Annotated in this window: 18 protein-coding genes; 11 read left to right on the top strand and 7 right to left on the bottom strand. The window is 62.4% G+C overall.

Annotation, left to right across the window (positions count from 1 at the left end; translation table 11 throughout):
- The first annotated feature begins 3 nt into the window (after positions 1-3).
- From GGR30_RS16735 to GGR30_RS16690, 10 genes are all read left to right on the top strand, one after another.
- On the top strand, positions 4-657 hold the full coding sequence (locus GGR30_RS16735) for a LysE family translocator (protein WP_183488453.1): 654 nt from the start codon (positions 4-6) through the stop codon (positions 655-657).
- Between the two features lie 4 nt (positions 658-661).
- Positions 662-1,090: an NUDIX hydrolase gene (locus GGR30_RS16730; protein ID WP_183488452.1), complete on the top strand. Its 429-nt coding sequence runs from the start codon at positions 662-664 to the stop codon at positions 1,088-1,090.
- Positions 1,087-1,878, top strand: a complete 792-nt coding sequence (locus GGR30_RS16725) for an ABC transporter ATP-binding protein (RefSeq protein ID WP_183488450.1) — start codon at positions 1,087-1,089, stop codon at positions 1,876-1,878. The genes GGR30_RS16730 and GGR30_RS16725 overlap by 4 nt, the downstream gene beginning before the upstream one ends.
- The gene (locus GGR30_RS16720) at positions 1,871-2,347 is read left to right on the top strand and encodes a GNAT family N-acetyltransferase (RefSeq protein WP_183488447.1); all 477 of its coding nucleotides are present in this window, start codon (positions 1,871-1,873) and stop codon (positions 2,345-2,347) included. The genes GGR30_RS16725 and GGR30_RS16720 overlap by 8 nt, the downstream gene beginning before the upstream one ends.
- Positions 2,348-2,742: 395 nt before the next feature.
- Positions 2,743-3,612, top strand: coding sequence for an ABC transporter permease (locus tag GGR30_RS16715; protein WP_183488445.1), 870 nt, complete (start codon positions 2,743-2,745; stop codon positions 3,610-3,612).
- Entirely contained in the window at positions 3,609-4,478 is an 870-nt protein-coding gene (locus GGR30_RS16710; RefSeq protein ID WP_183488443.1) for an ABC transporter permease, read from the top strand. Before GGR30_RS16715 ends, GGR30_RS16710 begins: the two co-directional genes overlap by 4 nt.
- Positions 4,479-4,509: 31 nt before the next feature.
- Entirely contained in the window at positions 4,510-5,505 is a 996-nt protein-coding gene (locus GGR30_RS16705; RefSeq protein ID WP_183488441.1) for an ABC transporter substrate-binding protein, read from the top strand.
- 309 nt (positions 5,506-5,814) lie between these two features.
- A complete protein-coding gene (locus GGR30_RS16700) occupies positions 5,815-7,002 on the top strand; it encodes an efflux RND transporter periplasmic adaptor subunit (RefSeq protein ID WP_183488439.1) in 1,188 nt (395 codons plus the stop codon).
- Between the two features lie 11 nt (positions 7,003-7,013).
- Positions 7,014-10,298 carry an efflux RND transporter permease subunit gene (locus GGR30_RS16695; protein ID WP_183488437.1) on the top strand — a complete coding sequence of 1,095 codons (3,285 nt, stop codon included), beginning with the start codon at positions 7,014-7,016 and terminating at the stop codon, positions 10,296-10,298.
- Between the two features lie 445 nt (positions 10,299-10,743).
- Positions 10,744-11,430, top strand: coding sequence for a Crp/Fnr family transcriptional regulator (locus tag GGR30_RS16690; RefSeq protein WP_343066513.1), 687 nt, complete (start codon positions 10,744-10,746; stop codon positions 11,428-11,430).
- Positions 11,431-11,508: 78 nt separating this feature from the next.
- Here the strand turns inward: GGR30_RS16690 and ureG are convergent, their stop codons facing one another.
- The 6 genes from ureG to GGR30_RS16660 form a co-directional block, all read right to left on the bottom strand.
- Entirely contained in the window at positions 11,509-12,120 is a 612-nt protein-coding gene (gene ureG, locus GGR30_RS16685) for an urease accessory protein UreG (RefSeq protein WP_183488435.1), read from the bottom strand.
- A gap of 126 nt (positions 12,121-12,246) precedes the next feature.
- Positions 12,247-12,879, bottom strand: a complete 633-nt coding sequence (locus tag GGR30_RS16680) for an urease accessory protein UreF (RefSeq protein WP_246413988.1) — start codon at positions 12,877-12,879, stop codon at positions 12,247-12,249.
- A 37-nt stretch (positions 12,880-12,916) separates the two neighbouring features.
- Entirely contained in the window at positions 12,917-13,438 is a 522-nt protein-coding gene (gene ureE, locus GGR30_RS16675) for an urease accessory protein UreE (RefSeq protein ID WP_183488433.1), read from the bottom strand.
- Positions 13,439-13,533: 95 nt separating this feature from the next.
- Complete coding sequence (locus GGR30_RS16670) at positions 13,534-14,727, bottom strand: osmoprotectant NAGGN system M42 family peptidase (protein ID WP_183488431.1); 1,194 nt, start codon at positions 14,725-14,727, stop codon at positions 13,534-13,536.
- A gap of 3 nt (positions 14,728-14,730) precedes the next feature.
- Positions 14,731-16,554 (bottom strand): N-acetylglutaminylglutamine synthetase, encoded by a 1,824-nt coding sequence (gene ngg / locus GGR30_RS16665; protein ID WP_183488429.1) that lies wholly within the window; start codon positions 16,552-16,554, stop codon positions 14,731-14,733.
- A 10-nt stretch (positions 16,555-16,564) separates the two neighbouring features.
- Positions 16,565-18,340: an N-acetylglutaminylglutamine amidotransferase gene (locus GGR30_RS16660; protein WP_183488427.1), complete on the bottom strand. Its 1,776-nt coding sequence runs from the start codon at positions 18,338-18,340 to the stop codon at positions 16,565-16,567.
- A 214-nt stretch (positions 18,341-18,554) separates the two neighbouring features.
- Here GGR30_RS16660 and GGR30_RS16655 point away from each other — a divergent pair, with 214 nt between their 5' ends.
- On the top strand, positions 18,555-19,037 hold the full coding sequence (locus tag GGR30_RS16655) for a MarR family winged helix-turn-helix transcriptional regulator (protein WP_183488425.1): 483 nt from the start codon (positions 18,555-18,557) through the stop codon (positions 19,035-19,037).
- A gap of 10 nt (positions 19,038-19,047) precedes the next feature.
- Here GGR30_RS16655 and GGR30_RS16650 read toward each other — a convergent pair whose 3' ends face one another.
- Positions 19,048-19,320, bottom strand: coding sequence for a DUF7218 family protein (locus GGR30_RS16650; protein WP_183488423.1), 273 nt, complete (start codon positions 19,318-19,320; stop codon positions 19,048-19,050).
- Positions 19,321-19,477 lie beyond the last annotated feature (157 nt).

Raw genomic sequence — 19,477 nt, 5'->3', positions numbered from 1 at the left:
CGCATGGACTGGTCAAGCGTGGCGGCCTTTGCCGCGACCGAGTTTCTTCTGTGCCTGTCGCCGGGGCCTGCCGTGTTGCTGGTCGTGGGGCTATCCATGCGGCAGGGCTTCTGGCGCTCGCAAGCTGCAGCGGCCGGCATTCTGGCGACCAATGCGCTTTATTTCGCGCTTTCGGCCGCAGGCGTCGCCTCGCTGATCCTGATGAGCGCGACGCTGTTCAATGTGGTGAAAATCGTCGGCGCGGTCTATCTCGGCTATCTCGGCATCAAGATGATCGCCCCGCTGTTGTCTCGCCGGAAAGGTGAAGGCGGTTCGGCCCTGGCTGGTGCGGCAAATCTCAAGCGCGTGGCACCCGAGGCCCCGTTCCGGCTGTTCTTCCGCGGCTTCAGCGTGCAGGCGGCGAACCCCAAAAACCTCGCATTCTTCGTTGCCATCCTGCCGCAATTCGTCAATCCGACGGGTGATGTGGCCATGCAGATGGTGGTCTTCGGCGGCATTTCGGTGATGCTCGAACTGCCGATCCTGATCATCTATGCGCTCGCCTTTTCCGCCCTTGCCCGGGTGGTGACGGAGCGCGTGGTTGCCTGGCTCGAGGCTTCCGCCGGCGGCTTCCTGGTGATGCTGGGGGCAGCGCTTGCCCTGCAGAAGAGGGCCTGAGCCGATGAGCGACGACAACACCATCCGCATCGCCGTCGCGCTGATCATCAATGACAAGGGCGAGATGCTGACCGTGCGCAAGCGCGGCACTGAGGCCTTCATGCAGCCCGGCGGCAAGATTGATGACGGAGAGACCCCGATTGACGCGCTTATTCGTGAACTGGACGAAGAATTAGCGCTGAAGCTTTCGCCCGAAACCTTCCGGCCGGAAGGTCTCCATCGCGAAAAGGCGGCGAACGAACCCGGCATGATCGTCGAGGCGCATGCCTTTTCCACCTTCGCCGCGCCGAATGTCGCCCCGCAGGCCGAAATCGCGGAATGTCGCTGGCTTCCGCTGTTCGGGCCGGTCGACGTCAAGCGCGCGGGTTTGAGCGAACACCACCTGTTTCCCATCGCGCGCAAACGATTTTCTGAACTGGAGAGCGCAGCATGAATGACAAGGCGCCCCTTTCCGTCGTCTCGGCGAAGGATCTCTGTCTCACCTTCGAGACCAATGATGGTCCGGTCCACGCGCTGAAGGATGTCAATCTGGAGGTGAAGAAGGGCGATTTCGTCTCCTTCATCGGCCCGTCCGGCTGCGGCAAGACCACCTTTCTGCGCGTCATCGCCGATCTGGAGAAAAAGACCGCCGGCGAGATCACCGTCAACGGCACCACGCCGGAAAACGCCCGGCTCGACCGCGCCTATGGCTATGTGTTTCAGGCCGCCGCCCTTTATCCCTGGCGCACGATCGAGAAGAACATCGCCCTGCCGCTCGAGATCATGGGTTATACCAGGGCCGACCAGAACCGCCGCATCGAGCGGGTGCTGGAACTGGTGGACCTTGCGGGTTTCGGGAAGAAATTCCCCTGGCAGCTTTCCGGCGGCATGCAGCAGCGCGCCTCGATTGCCCGCGCGCTCGCCTTCGATGCCGATCTCCTGTTGATGGACGAGCCCTTCGGCGCGCTCGACGAAATCGTCCGCGACCATCTGAACGAACAGCTCCTGAAGCTCTGGGCGGCGACCAACAAGACCATCTGCTTCGTCACCCACTCCATTCCGGAAGCCGTCTATCTCTCGACCAAGATCGTGGTGATGAGCCCGCGCCCCGGACGGGTGACCGACGTGATCGATTCGACGCTGCCGAAGGAGCGCCCGCTCGACATTCGCGAAAGCCCCGAGTTTCTGAAGATCGCCCATCGCGTGCGCGAGGGACTGAGGGCGGGGCATAGTTATGAGTGAATACGCACTTCGCCCTGCCGAAATCGGCGATATGACAGCCTGTGCCGCCATCCTCAACGACTGGATCGATGAAACGCCCTGGATGCCGCGAGTGCACACGCATGCCGACGTCACACACCACTATCGGGAGTCTGTATTCAACGAGCGCGCCGTGTCCGTCGTAGCGGTTGACATGAGCGTTCTGGGTTTTTTGGCCCTATCCGATGATGACTATGTCACCGCGCTCTACGTTTCCGCCATCGCGCGCGGCGCCGGCGTTGGCAAGGCACTGCTCGACCAAGCCAAGACGAACCGGCCCACGGGGCTCAGGCTCTGGACCTTTCAGGCCAATACCGCAGCACGACGCTTCTATGAGCGGGAAGGCTTTGGCGAGCTTCGCCGCACCGATGGCGATAATGAAGAAGGACTTCCGGATATACTGTACGGCTGGCCCGAACAAAGCGAACTTCAGGGGCATCGTTATGAATAAGCGCCTGCTACCCCCACATACCCTCACCCCGGCCTTGAGCCGGAGTCCAGGGCGGCACGGTATGACCGCGCGAACCGGTTCTGCTGCCGGACATCAATCGCTGCCTCCCGTTGTGTGGCCCTGGATCCCGGCTCAAGGCCGGGATGACGGGAGAGGTTGGGGAGTGGCTGAACGCGGCCGCAACCTCCAATCAATCTCCCCCCTTGAGGGGGAGATGCCCCGACAGGGGCAGAGGGGGGTGAACCGCAAGCCGCGCACGCAGAGCAGATCGGGTGCGCTGTACCCCTCTCTGTCGCTTTCGCGACATCTCCCCCTCAAGGGGGGAGATTGGGGGGTGGGCTTGGCCGGCGCTGCGGCATCGCGATCGACGTCCAGCCGTTGGAAAGGACACCGCCATGCTGCGTGAGCGCGTCCTTCCCGTTGCCACCGTCGTCTTCGCCATCCTCGCCATCTGGTGTGTCTTCGTCGTGGTCCTGAACCGGCAATTCGTCGAGGACCAGGCGAGGCGGGCAGGCCAGGAGATCACCTTCGGCGAAGTCGTCTCGCAATCCTACACGCTGGAAAGGCCGGTCCTGCCCTCGCCGCATCAGGTCGCGGCGGAGCTGTGGAGCACGACCATCGAGAAGAAGGTCACCTCCAAGCGCAGCCTCGTCTACCACGCCTGGATCACGCTTTCCTCCACCCTGCTCGGCTTTGCCATCGGCTCCGGTTTCGGCATCATTCTGGCGATCGCCATCGTTCATAACCGCACGATGGAGCGCTCGATGATGCCGTGGATCATCGCTAGCCAGACCATTCCCATCATCGCGATAGCGCCGATGCTGATCGTGGTGCTGAACGCCATCGGCATTACCGGGCTTTTGCCCAAGGCGCTGATCTCGACCTATCTGTCCTTCTTCCCCGTCGCCGTCGGCATGGTCTCGGGGCTGCGCTCGCCCGACGCGCTGCAGCTTGATTTGATGCGCACCTATAACGCCAATGACCGGCAGATCCTGTGGAAGCTGCGGCTGCCATCGGCCATGCCTTATCTCTTCACCTCGCTGAAGATCGCCATTGCGATCTCGCTGGTCGGCGCGATCATTGCCGAACTGCCGACGGGAGCGGTGGCGGGACTTGGCGCGCGGCTCCTGTCGGGCTCCTATTATGGGCAGACCGTGCAGATCTGGTCGGCGCTGTTCATGGCGGCCATCCTTGCCTCCATTCTCGTCGCCATTGTCGGCCTTGCGCAAACGGCGGTCCTCAAACGCATGGGGGTCAAGCCATGAATGACGGTTTTGTCTGGTTCGCAATCGCCTTCTGGCTCGGCGGCTGGGCCTTCAATGAATGGCTGGTGCGGCAGAAATTCTCCAACCCCGTGCTCAATCGCCTCGCCTGGTTTGCCGTGCCCGTCATCTTCGGCGCCGCGATCATCATCATCTGGGAAGGCGTTGTGATTGCCTTCGACATCCCGCCGATCCTGCTGCCCGCCCCAAGCGATGTCTGGGTGCGGCTGACACACTCGCTGCCGATCCTGTGGGCCGATTTCCAGCAGACCTTTCTGAAGGCGGTGCTGATCGGCTATGCGATCGGCTGCGGCTCGGGCTTCATCGTTGCCATCCTCATCGACCGCTCGCCTTTCCTGAAAAACGGGCTGCTGCCCTTCGGAAATTTCGTCTCGGCGCTGCCGATTGTCGGCATCGCGCCGATCATGGTGATGTGGTTCGGCTTCGACTGGCCGTCAAAGGCCGCCGTTGTCGTGGTCGCGACCTTCTTCCCGATGCTGGTCAACACCATTCAGGGCCTGTCCGCCTCCTCCAGCATGGAGCGCGACCTGATGCGCACCTATGCGGCAAGCTGGGGCCAGACCATGGTCAAGCTCCGGCTTCCGGCGGCATGGCCGTTCATTTTCAATGCGTTGAAGATCAATTCCACGCTGGCGCTGATCGGCGCCATTGTGGCAGAGTTTTTCGGCACACCCACGGTCGGCATGGGTTTCCGGATCTCCACGGAAGTGGGCCGGGCCAATATCGACATGGTCTGGGCCGAAATAGCGGTGGCGGCTGTTGCCGGCTCCGCCTTTTATGGCGTGGTGGCGCTCATCCAGCGCGTCGTCACGTTCTGGCATCCCTCCGTCCGGTCCGGGCGGTCGTGATGAACCAATCGAAACCAAGGGGAACGAAAACATGAAATCGACATTTCTCGCGGCATTGACCGCTGGCGGTCTGGCGCTCGGCGCAGGTCAGGCCTTTTCCGCAGACGAGATCACCCTGCAGCTCAAATGGGTGACGCAGGCCCAGTTCGCGGGCTATTACGTGGCGCTGGAAAAGGGCTTCTACGAGGAAGAAGGCCTTGACGTCACCATCAAGCCCGGCGGCCCGGATATCGCGCCGGCACAGGTGCTCGCCGGCGGCGGCGCAGACGTCATCGTCGATTGGATGCCGTCCGCGCTTGCAACGCGCGAAAAGGGCGTGCCGCTCGTCAACATCGCCCAGCCGTTCAAATCCTCCGGCATGATGCTGACCTGCCTGAAGGAAAACAATGTCATGAGCCCCGAGGATTTCCCCGGCAAGACGCTCGGCGTCTGGTTCTACGGCAATGAATATCCCTTCCTGTCATGGATGGCGCATCTTGGCATCCCGACCGATGGCGGCGAAGATGGCGTGACCGTGCTGAAACAGGGCTTCAACGTCGATCCGCTCCTGCAGAAGCAGGCAGCCTGTATCTCGACCATGACCTATAACGAGTATTGGCAGGTGGTCGACGCCGGTATCCCGGAAGATGCGCTCAACACCTTCAAATACGAGGATGAAGGCGTGGCGACGCTGGAGGACGGCCTTTATGTTCTCGAAGACGACCTGGCCAATCCGGAATTCAAGGAAGACATGGTCAAATTCGTTCGCGCTTCGATGAAGGGCTGGAAATGGGCCGAGGAAAACCCGGACGAAGCCGCCGAAATCGTGCTCGAATATGACGATACCGGCGCCCAGACCGAAAAGCACCAGAAGCGGATGATGGGCGAAGTGGCCAAGCTGACGGCCGGCTCCAACGGCGCGCTTGATCCGGCCGACTACGAGCGCACCGTCGAGGTTCTGCTCGGCGGCGGTTCGGACCCGGTCATCACCAAGACGCCGGAAGGCGCCTATACGCTGGAAATCACCGACGCGGCACTTTCCAACTAAAATTCAAACACTTGATTAAATCCTGTTGCGCGCGGTTCCCTTCGGAGCCGCGCGTATTGCATTTTTGCACCAGTGCCGATATTAATCGAACCACTTGGTTCAATTATGAATGTTTTTGCACCAGACCGACTTGAAATAGCGCCCGGTTGTGACGAACTGCCCAGCGACATCATCCGGCACTCGCCCGTTCGCGTAGAACAGGCTGCAGGTGCCCGGTGCAAGACCGGTCGATCACCGCGCGCTCAGTTTTGCGCAAGACGATCCGCAATAGAGTTGTGGCCTCCTCCCGGCCGATAGAGGAAAACCGTCATGCAGAAACATGTCCGTCTCGCCGTATTGTCTCCGATGCTTCTCGCGATGGCTTTCTCGCCGGCACTCGGCGCGGAAGCGAGCGCGCCCGCCGAGACAGGAACGAGCCTGCCCTCCATTATTGTCACCGATGTGAAGGTAATGCCGCTGACCGCGATCGTTCGGGCAACCGGCACGATCGAACCGGTCGAGGAGGTCTATGTCCAGCCGCTGGTCGAGGGCCTCTCGGTCGAGACGATCAATGCGGAGATCGGCGACAGGGTCGAAGAAGGCGACGTGCTGGCGACGCTCAGAACTGATTCACTCCTTCTGCAGAAGAGCAGCCTCCAGGCGAGCAAGGCGAAGGCCGAGGCCAGTCTGGCCCAGCTCAACGCCCAGCTGACCGCAAGCGAAGCCGCGCAGACGGATGCCCGCCGCCAATTCGAGCGCACCAAACGCCTCGCCGACAACGGCTCGGTCTCCACCTCCGCACTGGAACAGGCGGAAACGGCGGCTCTGAGGGCCGATGCCTCGACGGCCGCCGCGCGCGAGGCCGTCAGCGTGGCGGAAGCCGATATCAACGTCCAGCAGGCGCAGATCGACGATATCGACCTGCGGCTTGAGCGCACCAACATCAAGGCGCCTGTCTCCGGCATCGTTTCCGGCAAGAATGCCCGCATCGGCGCGATTGCCACCGGCGCCTCGACGCCGATGTTCACCATGATCCGCGACGGCGCGATCGAGCTGGTTGCCGAGGTTCCCGAGGAAAACATGATGAAGGTATCGGAGGGGCAGAGCGCCACGATTTCGCTGGTCGGCGATGCGCCCGCTCTCAGCGGCACCGTCCGGCTGGTCTCGCCCGTCGTCGACAACATCACCCGTCTCGGCGATGTCTTCATCTCCATTGATGAACCTGGACGCGCCCGGCCCGGCATGTATGCCAGCGCCGAGATCATCGTCGAGGAAGCCGAGAACCTGGCCTTGCCGATGACCGCCGTCAATATCGACCGCCAGGGCTCCACCGTGCGCCGGGTGAAGGACGGCACGGTGGAGATCGTGACGGTCAAGACCGGCATTCAGGACGGCGACGCGATCGAGATCGTTGACGGTCTTGCCGAGGGCGACCAGGTGGTGGCCAAGGCCGGCGCCTATGTGCGCGCCGGTGACCGGATCAACCCCGTACCGGCCGCCGAAGCGCCGCTGAACTGAGGTCAGGACACATGAATTTCTCAGCCTGGGCCATTCGAAATCCGGTTGCGCCGCTTCTGCTCTTGGGCCTGCTCCTGTTCATGGGCCTGCAGTCGTTCCGCGACATGCCGATCACCCGTTTCCCGAATATCGACGTTCCCGTCGTCGCCGTGACCGTGACCCAGAGCGGCGCGGCACCTGCGGAACTGGAAATGCAGGTGACGAAGAAGATCGAGGACGCGATCGCCAGCGTCTCCGGCGTCGATGAACTGAACTCCACGGTGACCGACGGCGTTTCCACCACCTCGGTGCTGTTCCGCATGGAAGTGAAGCCCGACGAGGCGCTGCGCGACGTCAAGGACGCGATCGACAATATCCGCTCCGATCTGCCGGCCAATGCCGACGAGCCGGTGGTGCGCAAGATCGATGTCGAGGGCCAGGCGATCCAGACCTTTGCCGTCTCCTCGCCCAACATGTCGCTGGAAGAACTGTCGTGGTTCGTCGATGACACGATCGAGCGGGCGCTTCAGGGCATTCGCGGCGTCGGCCGGGTCGACCGCTATGGCGGCGCGGATCGGGAAATTCAGGTCTCGCTCGATGAAAACAAGCTGGCGAGCTATGGCATCACCGCCTCCGATGTGAACGCGCAGCTGCGCCAGACCAATGCCGACACCGGTTCCGGCCGCGGCCAGGTGGCAGGCGCCGAACAGGCGATCCGCACGCTGGGCGATGCCCGCAGCGTTTCCGATCTCGCCAACACCATGATCGCGCTCGGCAATGGCCGGTTCGCGCGGCTTTCCGATCTCGGCACGGTAACGGATACCTATGAGGAGCCGCGCACCTTCGCCCGCCACGAAGGCAATCCGGTGGTCTCCTTCGGCGTGTTCCGCTCCAAGGGCGCCAGCGAAGTGACGGTGGCCGATGCGGTGGCCGAAGCTCTGGACGAAGTCCGCGCCGAACACCCGGACGTCTCCATCGACCTGATCGATGATGCCGTCTACTTCACCAAGGGCAATTACACCGCAGCCCTCGACACGCTTTATGAGGGCGCGATCCTCGCCATCATCGTCGTCTTCCTGTTCCTGCATAACTGGCGGGCAACGCTGATTGCCGCCGTGGCGCTTCCCTTCTCGGTGATCCCGACCTTCTGGATCATGGATATGCTCGGCTTCTCGCTCAATCTTGTGAGCCTGATCTCGCTGACCCTGGCGACCGGTATTCTGGTCGATGACGCGATCGTCGAGGTGGAGAATATCGAGCGGCATATCGGCATGGGCAAGACGCCCTACCGCGCGGCACTCGATGCCGCCGACGAGATCGGCCTTGCGGTGATTGCCACCTCGTTCACCATCATCGCCGTGTTCGCGCCCGTCTCCTTCATGCCGGGCATTCCGGGCCAGTACTTCATCCAGTTCGGTCTGACGGTGGCCTTTGCCGTGTTCTTCTCGCTGGTGGTTGCCCGCCTGATCACCCCGGTCATGGCCGCCTATATGCTCAAGCCCGCAAAGCACAAGGCGGCCGAAGACAGCGAGGCCAATGACGGCCGCGCGATGCGGGGCTATACGGCTGCCGTGCGCTGGACGACGGCCTGGCGTTACCCGACTCTTGGGCTCGCCATCATGGTCCTCATCATCTCCGGCTACTTCATGTCGAAGATCCCCGGCAGTTTCATGCCGCCGGAAGATGCCTCGCGCATCGTCCTCTCCGTCGAATTGCCGCCGAACGCCCAGCTTTCCGACACCGAAGCGATGACGCGGCTGGTCGCGAACCGGATCGAAGGTTTTCAGGGCGTGGAAAGCGTCACGGTTCTTGGCGGCTCCTCGCCGCTGGGCGATCTCGAATATCGCCGCGCAACCGTGACGGTTACGCTCGAAAACCTCGCCCATTCCCTGCCCGAGGCAATTGTCAACGACCTGATCGGCGGCCTTCCGCTGATCGGCCAGTACCTGCCGAAGCTCGAGCCGCAGGGCCGCACCATCCCGCAATGGCAGATCGAGCAGGAGGTTCTGGCGGCGCTTTCGGACATTCCCGACCTGCGCGTCACCAAGCTGAACGACCGGGGCCAGCGCGACATCCAGTTCAACTTCCTCTCCGACAATGAGGAAGACCTGCAGCAGGCGGTCGCCATTCTGGAATCGAAGCTGCGCGCCGATCCGATGCTGGACAAGGTTTCCTCCGAAGGCGCCCTTCCCCGGCCGGAGCTGCAGATCCATCCGAAGAAGGAAATCGCGGCCCGGCTTGGCGTCACGCCGGCCCAGATCGCCAACACCGTGCGCGTCTCGACCGTCGGCGATATCGACGCCAACCTGCCGAAGATCTCGCTCGACAACCGGCTGATTCCGATCCGCGTTCGCACCGATCTGGAACTGCGGCGCGACCTCTCGGCAATCCGCAACCTGAAGATCCAGACGGCAACCGGCGAAATGGTGCCGCTGTCGGTCGTCGCCGACGTCAACTATACGGAAGGCGTCGCAACCGTTGACCGGTACGATCGCCACCGCGTGGTCACCATCGGCGCCAACCTGCCGCCGGGCGTGGCGCTCGATCCGGCAACGGCGCGCTTCCGCGAGATCGTCGAGAACACCGAGATCCCGGATACGGTGACGCTGGCTGAAAGCGGCGATGCCAAGATCCTCGCCGAGATGCAGCAGAGTTTCATCAACGCCATGCTGCTTGGCCTGTTCCTGGTCTTGGCGGTGCTGATCCTGCTGTTCAAGGATGTGATCCAGCCTTTCACCATCCTGTTCTCGCTGCCGCTGGCGCTTGGCGGGGTGGCGATCGCGCTGATCCTGACGGATGAGCCGGTGTCGATGCCGGTCATGATCGGCCTGCTGATGCTGATGGGCATCGTCACCAAGAACGCGATCCTGCTCGTCGACTTCGCCAAGGAGGCGATCTGGCACGGCATGGAACGGCGCGCTGCCCTGGTGGAAGCCGGCCGCAAACGCGCCCGGCCGATCATCATGACCTCGATCGCCATGTCGGCGGGCATGCTGCCGGCAGCTCTTGGCGTCGGCGAGGGCTCGGCCTTCCGCGCGCCCATGGCAACGGCGGTGATCGGCGGCATCATCGTCTCCACCGTGCTCAGTCTTCTGGTGGTGCCGGCCTTCTTCATGATCATGGATGATATCGCCAGACTTCTCAGGTGGGCGTTCAGCCGCTTCATCGGCCAGCGCGACCCGGACGATCATGTCTATACCACTGAGGAAGCGGGCCGGCTCAGCGAGGCCAACCGCGCCAAAATTGCCAAACTCGAAGAGCGGATCGACGAGATCGAGAACAACCGCGACGGCTATGGCAGGCACGGCATGGCGTGAGCGTTCCGGATTGGCGAGCGGAAACATTCCGCTAGCGGAAAACGCGAATTTCTTTAAATCGTTTCGCTCAAGGGCCGGCCCGAAACCGGCCCTTTTGCTTTTTGCCACACGCGACATCCGCGCGCGCCGCAAACGTCAAAATTTCCGGCTTTCAGTTGATTGAAATCAATACCCCGTGCGGCATCTGCTTCTAGGTTTCATCCAGGCAGAAGGCCGGTCTCCTCCCTCCCAACCGATGAGACGGCCCTGGCCGCAGGACGGGCGATACGGATGGTCCGTATGGCCTGCGATAGTCAGACATTATGCGCGAGGGTCCGGGTTTCCCCCTGACGAGGAGACGGGCTCCGGCGCAGCAACCGGCGACATTGCGGCGTGCACCGGTCGTGTTGCAGATCTGGACAGGCAAAAAGCCCGGTCGCCGCGGGGCCGGGACAGGAGACGGACAGTGAACAGGACCCTCTTGCTGAACGAGCGAAAGAAAACGCTTTTTGTCGAAACCAAGCTGACGGCCAACATGGATATGGCGACCATGAACAAGCTGATGGAATGCGCGACCTTCGCCAATTGCTATCCCCGTGACGTGGTCTTTCGCCAAGGCGATCCGGCAACCCACTTCTACAGCGTGCTTTCCGGCTATGTGCGCCTTTACCGGCAGAACAGCGAAGGACGCGAAGCCGATATCCGCGTCTGCGGACCGGGCGACAGCTTTGCCGACGACCTGATCTTCGGCGGCGACACTTATGAATACCACGCCCAGGCCGCCGACAAGGCGATGCTGGCGCGCTACGACATCAATCGCGTGCGCAATGCGAGCCTTGTCGATGACGGCATGCTGGCGCGCGCCATTGCCGGTTCGCTTGCCGGCCAGCTTCAGGAAACCATGGACTGCATCGCCAATGACCGGCTCAACACCGCCGTTCAGCGCGTTGCCCTTTACCTTCTGGAACAGGCCGAAGGCCAGGAATCCCCGGCTTCCTTCCGCCTCTCCTTCCAGAAGAGCCTTCTTGCCGGAAAGCTGGGGCTTGCCCCCGAAGCGCTTTCCCGCGCCTTCGCGACGCTGAAAGGTCTCGGCGTTCACGTACACGGTCGCATCATCGAAATTGAGGATATGGACGCGCTGCGGGCTCTCTGATCTGCGCACCGGTCATGCGACCGACCTGATAACCGGCGGGGTAACTCCCGCCGGTTTTTCGTTTACGGAAGTTCTCTTTCAAAGACCGCCATTTTCCTTGAGGAAGGCGACAATCGCCTCCACCCCGTCGCCGCGCTTCAGGTCGGTAAACACGGTCGGCGCGCCGGAGCGCATGCGTTCGGCGTCAGCAGCCATCACGTCGAGATTGACCTCGACGTAAGGAGCCAGATCCTTCTTGTTGATGATCAAAAGGTCGGAGCGGGTGATGCCCGGCCCGCCCTTGCGCGGAATTTCCTCGCCCTGGGCGACCGAGATCACATAGATGGTGATGTCGGCAAGGTCCGGCGAGAAGGTGGCCGCCAGATTGTCGCCGCCCGATTCGATGAAGATGATGTCGAGATCGGGAATGCGGGCATTCAGCTCGGCAATCGCCTGCAGGTTGATCGTCGCGTCCTCGCGGATGGCCGTATGCGGGCAGCCGCCGGTCTCCACGCCGACAATGCGATCCGACGAAAGCGCCTGCATGCGCACCAGCGCCTCGGCATCCTCACGCGTATAGATGTCGTTGGTCACGACGGCGACGGAGTAATCGCGGCCCATCGCCTTGCACAGTTTCTCCGTCAGCGCCGTCTTGCCAGAGCCCACCGGACCGCCGATGCCCACGCGCAGGGGACCGTTTTCAGACTTCATGTCGAACCTCGTCAAATCCAAAAGTTAGAGCATTTCGCAGTCAGATGGAAACATCTGACGTCCGTGAAAATGCGTCGAAACAAAGAGATAGAACGGTTACACGTTTCCATGAAAGGCGGAACCGCTCTAGCTGCGAAAAAGTCGCGAATGCTGGGTTTCATGGCGCAGCGCCGAGACATCCGCCCGGAACGTGCAGCCGCCGAGATCATCAGGGCCGGAGATCGCCGCGCGCGCCGCCGTTTCAAGGATCTTCTCTTCCAGCCCCGCCAGCACTTCAAGCCCCAAGACCTGGCCACAGAGCGACAGCCTGATGGCGGCGGAGACCGACTGGGCGATCTGGGCATGGAGATAGCCCTGGCAGGCCGCTTCCAGACCGATGCCGTGCGCTCCGGCGACAGCGCCAAAGGCAACCGGCAGCGCGATCTCGCCCGGCAGTTCGGCAAGCACCGGTGCAGGCCAGGCGGCGGCGGCCGTGACAAAGGCCGATCCGAGCGCCAGCGTCTCCTGATGGCGTTCGCGCGAACCCGCAAGGGCGGCGGCCAACGCTGCGGTCTCGCCAATGCGGGCGCTGTCACCCTCCGCGCGATGGCTTTCGCACAGAAGAACGGCGTCGTTCCAGAGAAAGCCCTGCGCGAGCCCCGATGAGAGCCAGACCTTCAGGCCTTCCGCGTCCTGCAGCAGACCGTCATGAGCGGCACGTTCCAGCCCGCCGGAATAGGCAAAGCCGCCGAGCGGAAAGGCCGGCGATAACCAGGACATCAGCCTGAGCAGCGACGTACCCGATACGTTGGCCGCTTCAATCGTGGTGGTGGTGATGGCCGTGATGGTCGTGATCTCCGTGATCATGGTTGTGGTCGTGATCGCCGTGATGGTGATCGTGACCGCCATGGCTGTGATAGGCGCCGCGCACAGGCTGGAACGGTTCGACGACTTCGCTCACCGTCGCGCCAAGACCATTGAGCATCTGGCGGATGACATGGTCGCGCAGGATCAGGATCCGGTCGGTCTCGATCTGTGCCGGCAGATGCCGGTTGCCGAGATGCCAGGCAAGTTCGATGATGTGGAGGCCGTCGCGGGCGCGAATCTCGTAAAGCTCCTCGGGGGCTGCGACAATCTCGATCAGCGAGCCGTCTTCCAGCACCAGCCGGTCGCCGCTGGCAAATAGCACGGCCTCCTTCAGATCGAGCATCACCGAGCCGCCATCGGCAAGCTTCAGCGCCTTGCGCCGGAGGTGACGCCCGTCATGGGTCAGTTCGACGCGTCCGGAGGCCGGGCCACTGGCCGCGCCTGCCGGAATATAAGTGGTCACACGTTGCATTCTATCCCCTTGCACCACGCCTGAAACGATCCAGGGTGATCAGCATTCATAGCAAGATTGCACCGCTTGGCAAGCGCGTGCACTGCAGCAATCGCTCAGGCATGGCCGGCATGGTGGGGATGTTCCGGGTCGTCGATCTTCTCCGTCTCGACATCGGCGGAGAGTTCCTGCCTGGCCTTTCCGGTCGGCTGACGGGTAAAGCCGGTCATCGGGCCGGTCTGCTGGAAGTCGCGCTTGATCTCGACATCGGAGGTCAGATAGGCGGTGATCAGCTCCGCGATCGAGCGCAGCGCATGCATGTGGATGCGCTCATAACCGTGCGAGGCATCGACGCCGAAGGCGACAAGCGCGGTGCGCACATCCGCGCCGGCTTCCACCGCGCTGGCCGAATCCGAACGGTAATAACGGAAGACGTCCTTCTGGTAGCGGATATCGTTGAACTTGCAGACATCAACCAGCTTCTTGGTCAGATGCCAGTCAAAGGGCCCGGTCTGGTCGGCCATGGCGATGGTGACGCCGAACTCGGAGGAATTCTGCCCCGGTGCAGATGTGCCGTTGTCAACCGAGACCATGGAGGCAACCTCCGGCGCGACGATCGAGGAGGCGCCGACGCCGACTTCCTCGGCAATGGTGAACAGCCAGTGGCTGGCAACCGGCGTTTCGACATTCGCATCCTGCATCGCCTTCAAGGCAGCAAGCATCAGCGCCACGCCGGCCTTGTTGTCGAGGTGGCGGGAGATGATGAAGCCGTTGTCGAGGAATTCCGGCTGCGGGTCGATGGCGACGATATCGCCGATCTCGATGCCCAGCCTGTCGAGATCCTCCTCGTCGCGGCTCAAGGCATCGACGCGCAGCTCGACATAGTCCCAGCCGATCGGCATTTCGTCGATTTCGTTGTTATAGGTGTGTCCGGAGGCCTTCAGCGGCAGGATGGTGCCGCGATAGGCGCCCTTTTCGGTGAAAAGCGTCGCCCGCGCGCCCTCGGCAAAACGCGCCGACCAGGTGCCGATCGGCACCAGTTCGAGCCGGCCATTGTCCTTCAGGAATTTCACCTGCGCGCCAAGCGTGTCGACATGGGAAACGACGGCACGCGCGCCGCGGCTGTCCACGCCCCGGCGCACGGCCCGGATGGCGCCTCGGCGGGTCAATTCAACGGAGAGGCCAAGCTTCTCAAGCTCTCCGGTGACGAAGCGGACGATCGGATCGGTGTAGCCTGTCGGCGAGGGGATCGCGAGCAGCGATTTCAGAATGTCGGACAGGTACTCGGAATCAATCGTCAGTCTTTGCATCACTCACTCGTTTTTCTGCGCCTCGCGGGCTGAAGCCCTGGCCCCTGCCGGCATGGACAGGGGGAACAGCAGATCGACGAACCGTTCGGCCGTCGGTTGCGGCTCGTGGTTGGCAAGCCCCGGGCGCTCGTTGGCCTCGATAAATGCGTAATCAGGGTTTTGGGGCGACTTGATCATCAAATCAATCCCCACGACCGGAATATTGATCGCGCGGGCTGCGGAAATCGCGGCATCCACAAGCTTCGGATGCACGATATCGGTCACGTCATGGATCGTGCCGCCGGTATGCAGATTGGCGGTGCGGCGGACCCGGATCTCCTCGCCTTCCTTCGGCACGTCGGCGAAGGTGTAGCCGGCGCTGCGGACCGTCCGCTCGGTTTCGGCATCAAGCGGAATCGAGGATTCGCCGCCGGTCGCGGCACTGCGGCGCGCGCTTTGTGCCGAGATCAGTTGCTCGATGGACGAGCGGCCATCGCCGATAATATGCGCGGGACGGCGCACGGCGGCGGCCACGAGGCGATAGTTGATCACGATGAGACGAAGGTCCTCGCCCTCGACCATCTCCTCGATCAGCACGGTATCGCAATAGGCCTTGGCAGCCTCCACCGCATCGCGCACTTCCTCGGGCGTGGTGACGCCGACGGAAATGCCCCTGCCCTGCTCGCCGCGCGCCGGTTTGACGACCAGCGGACCGGCCTCCTCAAGAAAACCGGCAATCGCCTCCTCGCCGGCGTCGGACGTCATCTGGCGCGGCACGCGCACGCCCGCCTCCTCGACGAAGCGGCGGGTCACCGACTTGTCGTCACAGATCGACATGGCGACGGAGGTCGTCAGTTCCGTCAGGCTTTCGCGGCAGTGGATCGAGCGGCCGCCATAGGAAAGGCGGAAGAAGCCGCCCTTTGCATCGGTCACCTCCGCCGAAATGCCGCGCCGCCGCGCCTCGGCGACGATCAGCCGGGCATAGGGGTTCAGCGCCTCGTAGTCTTCCTGTTCAGGCCCGGTGAACAGTTTCTCGTTGATCTGGTTCTTGCGCTTGACGGTGAAGAACGGCACCCGCTTGAAGCCGAGTTTTTCGTAAAGCTTGATGGCGGGCACATTGTCATGCAGCACCGAGAGATCGAGGTGGGAAGCGCCGCGCGCGAGGAAATGCTCGGCCAGCCTGCGCACCAGCGCCTCGCCGATGCCGCGCTGGCGCGCCTGGGGGTCGCTTGCCAGGCACCAGAGCGACGCGCCCTTTTCCGGATCGTTGAAGATCCGGCCGTGGTCGATTCCGGTGACCGTGCCCAGAATATTGCCGGTATGCTCGTCCTCGGCGACGAAATAGACGATCGAGCGGGCATCGCGCTGACGCCAAAAAAAGTCCGGCCGCACCACGACCATGCCGCGCGCGGCATAGATGCGGTTGATCGCCTGGGCATCGATTTCCGATGTCAGCCGGCGGATGAAGAAGCCCTGCGGCGGCTTTGAGGGCGCGGCGCGATAGGTCGAAAGATCGAGCCGGTAGGTGTGCGAGGGATCGAGGAACACTTCCTGCGGCGCGTTGGCCAGCACCACATGCGGATCGCGCACATAGATGGCGATATCGCGGTGGTCCGGCACCTCGGCCCGCAAGGTCTCGATCAGCAGCTTGGCGTCGGAAAAGGTCTGGCCGAAGACGATCCGGCCCCAGCCGCAATCGATCGAAACATCCGATTTCATCACCCCGCTGTCATCGCCGCTGTTGATCGGCGGCTTCATGCCCTGGGTCCGCATCTTCTTCAGGCGGTGGGAATAGGCATCGCGGTTGCGGTGCTCCGGGTGATCCTTCGGCCCCTTTTCCGAGCTCATCGGCTTTTCCTCAAATCTCGTGAGACTGCAACCACATTTCCAGAAGCGCCACCTGCCACAGCTCCGAACCGCGCAGCGGCGTGATGTGACCGATCGGATCGATGAACAGGTCATCGAGATAGGATTTGTTGAACAGGCCGCGCTCGCTGGAGACCTGGCTCGTCAGCGTATCACGAACCATGTCGAGATACTCGCCCGAGATGTATTTGAGCTGCGGCACCGGGAAATAGCCCTTCTTGCGGTCGATCACCTCATGCGGCACGACAAGACGGGCGGCGTCCTTCAGCACGCCCTTGCCGCCGTCATTGAGCTTGAATTCCGGCGGGATGGTGGCCGCCAGTTCGGCAAGCTCGTGATCGAGGAACGGCACGCGCGCCTCAAGTCCCCAGGCCATGGTCATGTTGTCGACGCGCTTGACCGGATCGTCGACCAGCATGACCTGGCTGTCGAGGCGAAGCGCGCGGTCAACCGGACCTTCCGCGCCCGGCGCCATCAGGTGGCTCTCGACAAAGGCGCGGCTGACGTCTTCTTCGGCCAGCCACTCCGGCGAGAGATGACGCGACAGCTTGGCATGGTCGCGGTCGAAGAAGCCCTTGGCGTAGTCGCCGACGACATCGTTGGAATTTTCAAGCGGCGGATACCAATGGTAGCCGGCGAAGATCTCGTCCGCGCCCTGGCCGGACTGCACCACCTTGATGTGCTTGGACACCTCGCGCGACAGCAGGAAAAAGCCGATATTGTCGTAGGAGACCATCGGTTCCGACATGGCGTTGATCGTGTCCGGCAGAGCGCTCATCAGCTCCGAGGACGGCACGAAGATCTTGTGATGATCCGTGCCGAAGCGTTCGGCCACGAGATCCGAGTAACTGAATTCGTCGCCCTTCTCGCCATTGGCTTCCTCAAAGCCGATGGAAAAGGTCATCAGGTCCTTCTGCCCTTCCTCGGCCAGAAGCCCGGTGATGATCGAGGAATCGACGCCGCCGGACAAGAGCACGCCAACCGGAACGTCGGCCACCATACGGCGACGAACGGCGGTGCGCAGCGCCTCCAGCACGCGGTCGCGCCATTCCTCGCGCGAAAGCCCCGACGTTGCCGGGTCGCGTTGATGCGGCGGCGCCCAGTAGCGGATATCCTCGAAGGAACCGTCGGGTTCATAACAGCGGGTCGTCGCCGGCGGCAGTTTGCGCACGCCCTTCAGGATCGTGTGCGGCGGCGGCACGACGGCGTGGAAACTCATGTAATGATGCAGCGCCACGGGATCGACAGTCTTGTCGACGCCGCCGCCGCGCAGAAGTGCGGGAAGCGTGGAGGCGAAGCGGATGTTCTTGCCGCTTGTCGTATAATAGAGCGGCTTGATGCCGAACCGGTCGCGCGCGATCATCGCCCTGCCGCTGTCTCGCTCGATCACGGCAAAAGCGAACATGCCGTGGAAATGCTTGACGCAATCACGGCCCCAGGCGTGATAGGCCTTGAGGATGACTTCCGTGTCACCGGTGGAGAAGAAACGGTAACCCTTTTCCTCCAGCGTCTTGCGCAATTCCGGATAGTTGTAGATGCAGCCGTTGAACACGATCGTCAGACCGAGTTCGGGATCGGTCATCGGCTGCGCGGCTTTCTCGGAGAGATCGATGATCTTCAGGCGGCGATGGCCGAAGGCATAATTGCCGCGGCCGAGAATGCCGCTGCCATCCGGCCCGCGCGGGGCCAGTGCCTCGGTGATGCGGGCGACGGCTTCGGCGTCCGCAAGCGTTCCGTCAAATCTGATTTCTCCGGCAATACCACACATGTTCTGGCCGATCGCTCCTGTCCTTGGCGCCGGGCCTGAGAAGCAAGGGAGGTCTCCACAGAACAGGCGCATATTCGATTGTCTCGTCGCCGTCTGCGGTCAGGCCGCGCGGCGAAATTGCGTTGCGGGCGGAAGCCCGCGCTTCTGGGTTGCTATTTGGTTACAACAAAAATCATTTGAGTTCAAATCATTTCTGTTGTAATTGACTGATCGCATGAAGGACGAGGATCTGACATCGAAGAACGCCGAAGCCGTGATGAAGGCCATCCGCCGCATCGCGCATGCGATCGACATCCGCTCGAAACGTATCGGTCGCGAGACGGGGCTGACCATTCCGCAGATCGTCGTACTGCAGGCCGTTGCCGACCAGGGCGCGCTGACCACGGCGGCGATCTCGAAACAGGCCGACCTGAGCCCGGCAACGACGGTGACCATTCTCGACAAGCTGGAGGCCAAGGGGCTGATCGAGCGCAAGCGCTCTTCGACAGACCGACGCAAGGTGCAGGCTGTGCTGACGGATGCGGGCTCGAAGACGCTTGCAGGCACGCCCTCGCTCTTTGCCGACGGCTTCGCCGCGGAATTTTCCGCCTTTGACCGGAACGAGCAGTTTTCCATCGTCACCTCGTTCAGACGCGTGGCCGATCTTCTCGACGTGGAAGAGACGACCAAGCCCGAAAGCGGGTACTCAGAGCACTGAGCGACGCGCCTCAGTGGCTTCGAAGAGCGTCGATCAACTCCCCCTTGTCCATCTTCGAGCGGCCTTCGATGCCGATCACCTGCGCGCGGTCGTAGAGGTCGTCGCGCGTCCACTCTTCGTAAGGCTCTGACTTGCCGCCCTTTTTCGACGGCTTCATGCGGCTGTTGGCCTTGGCGTTGGCAATGCGCGCGGCCTTTTCCTTCGAGGCCCCGTCATCGCGCAGGGCCTGATAGGTTTCCTCATCCTTGATCGATGAGCGCTGGTCTTGCGATGTCCTGGGCATTGTCCTGATCCTCCGTTCGAACCGCTTTCGAAACGCCGCAAACGGCCGGAAGGTTCCCGGAATTCAGGCAGATGCGCCCCTTTGCGTCTAGAGCGCCGTTTGTCCATTCGGACGCACAAAGGACACTCTAACCTGTTGAGTCCACGCATCGTGCTTT

Source organism: Martelella radicis (assembly GCF_014196625.1).
GTDB classification, from domain to species: Bacteria; Pseudomonadota; Alphaproteobacteria; order Rhizobiales; family Rhizobiaceae; genus Martelella; species Martelella radicis.
The sequence above is the reverse complement of the archived record's forward strand: the minus strand, read 5'-3'. Positions and strand labels throughout refer to the sequence as shown.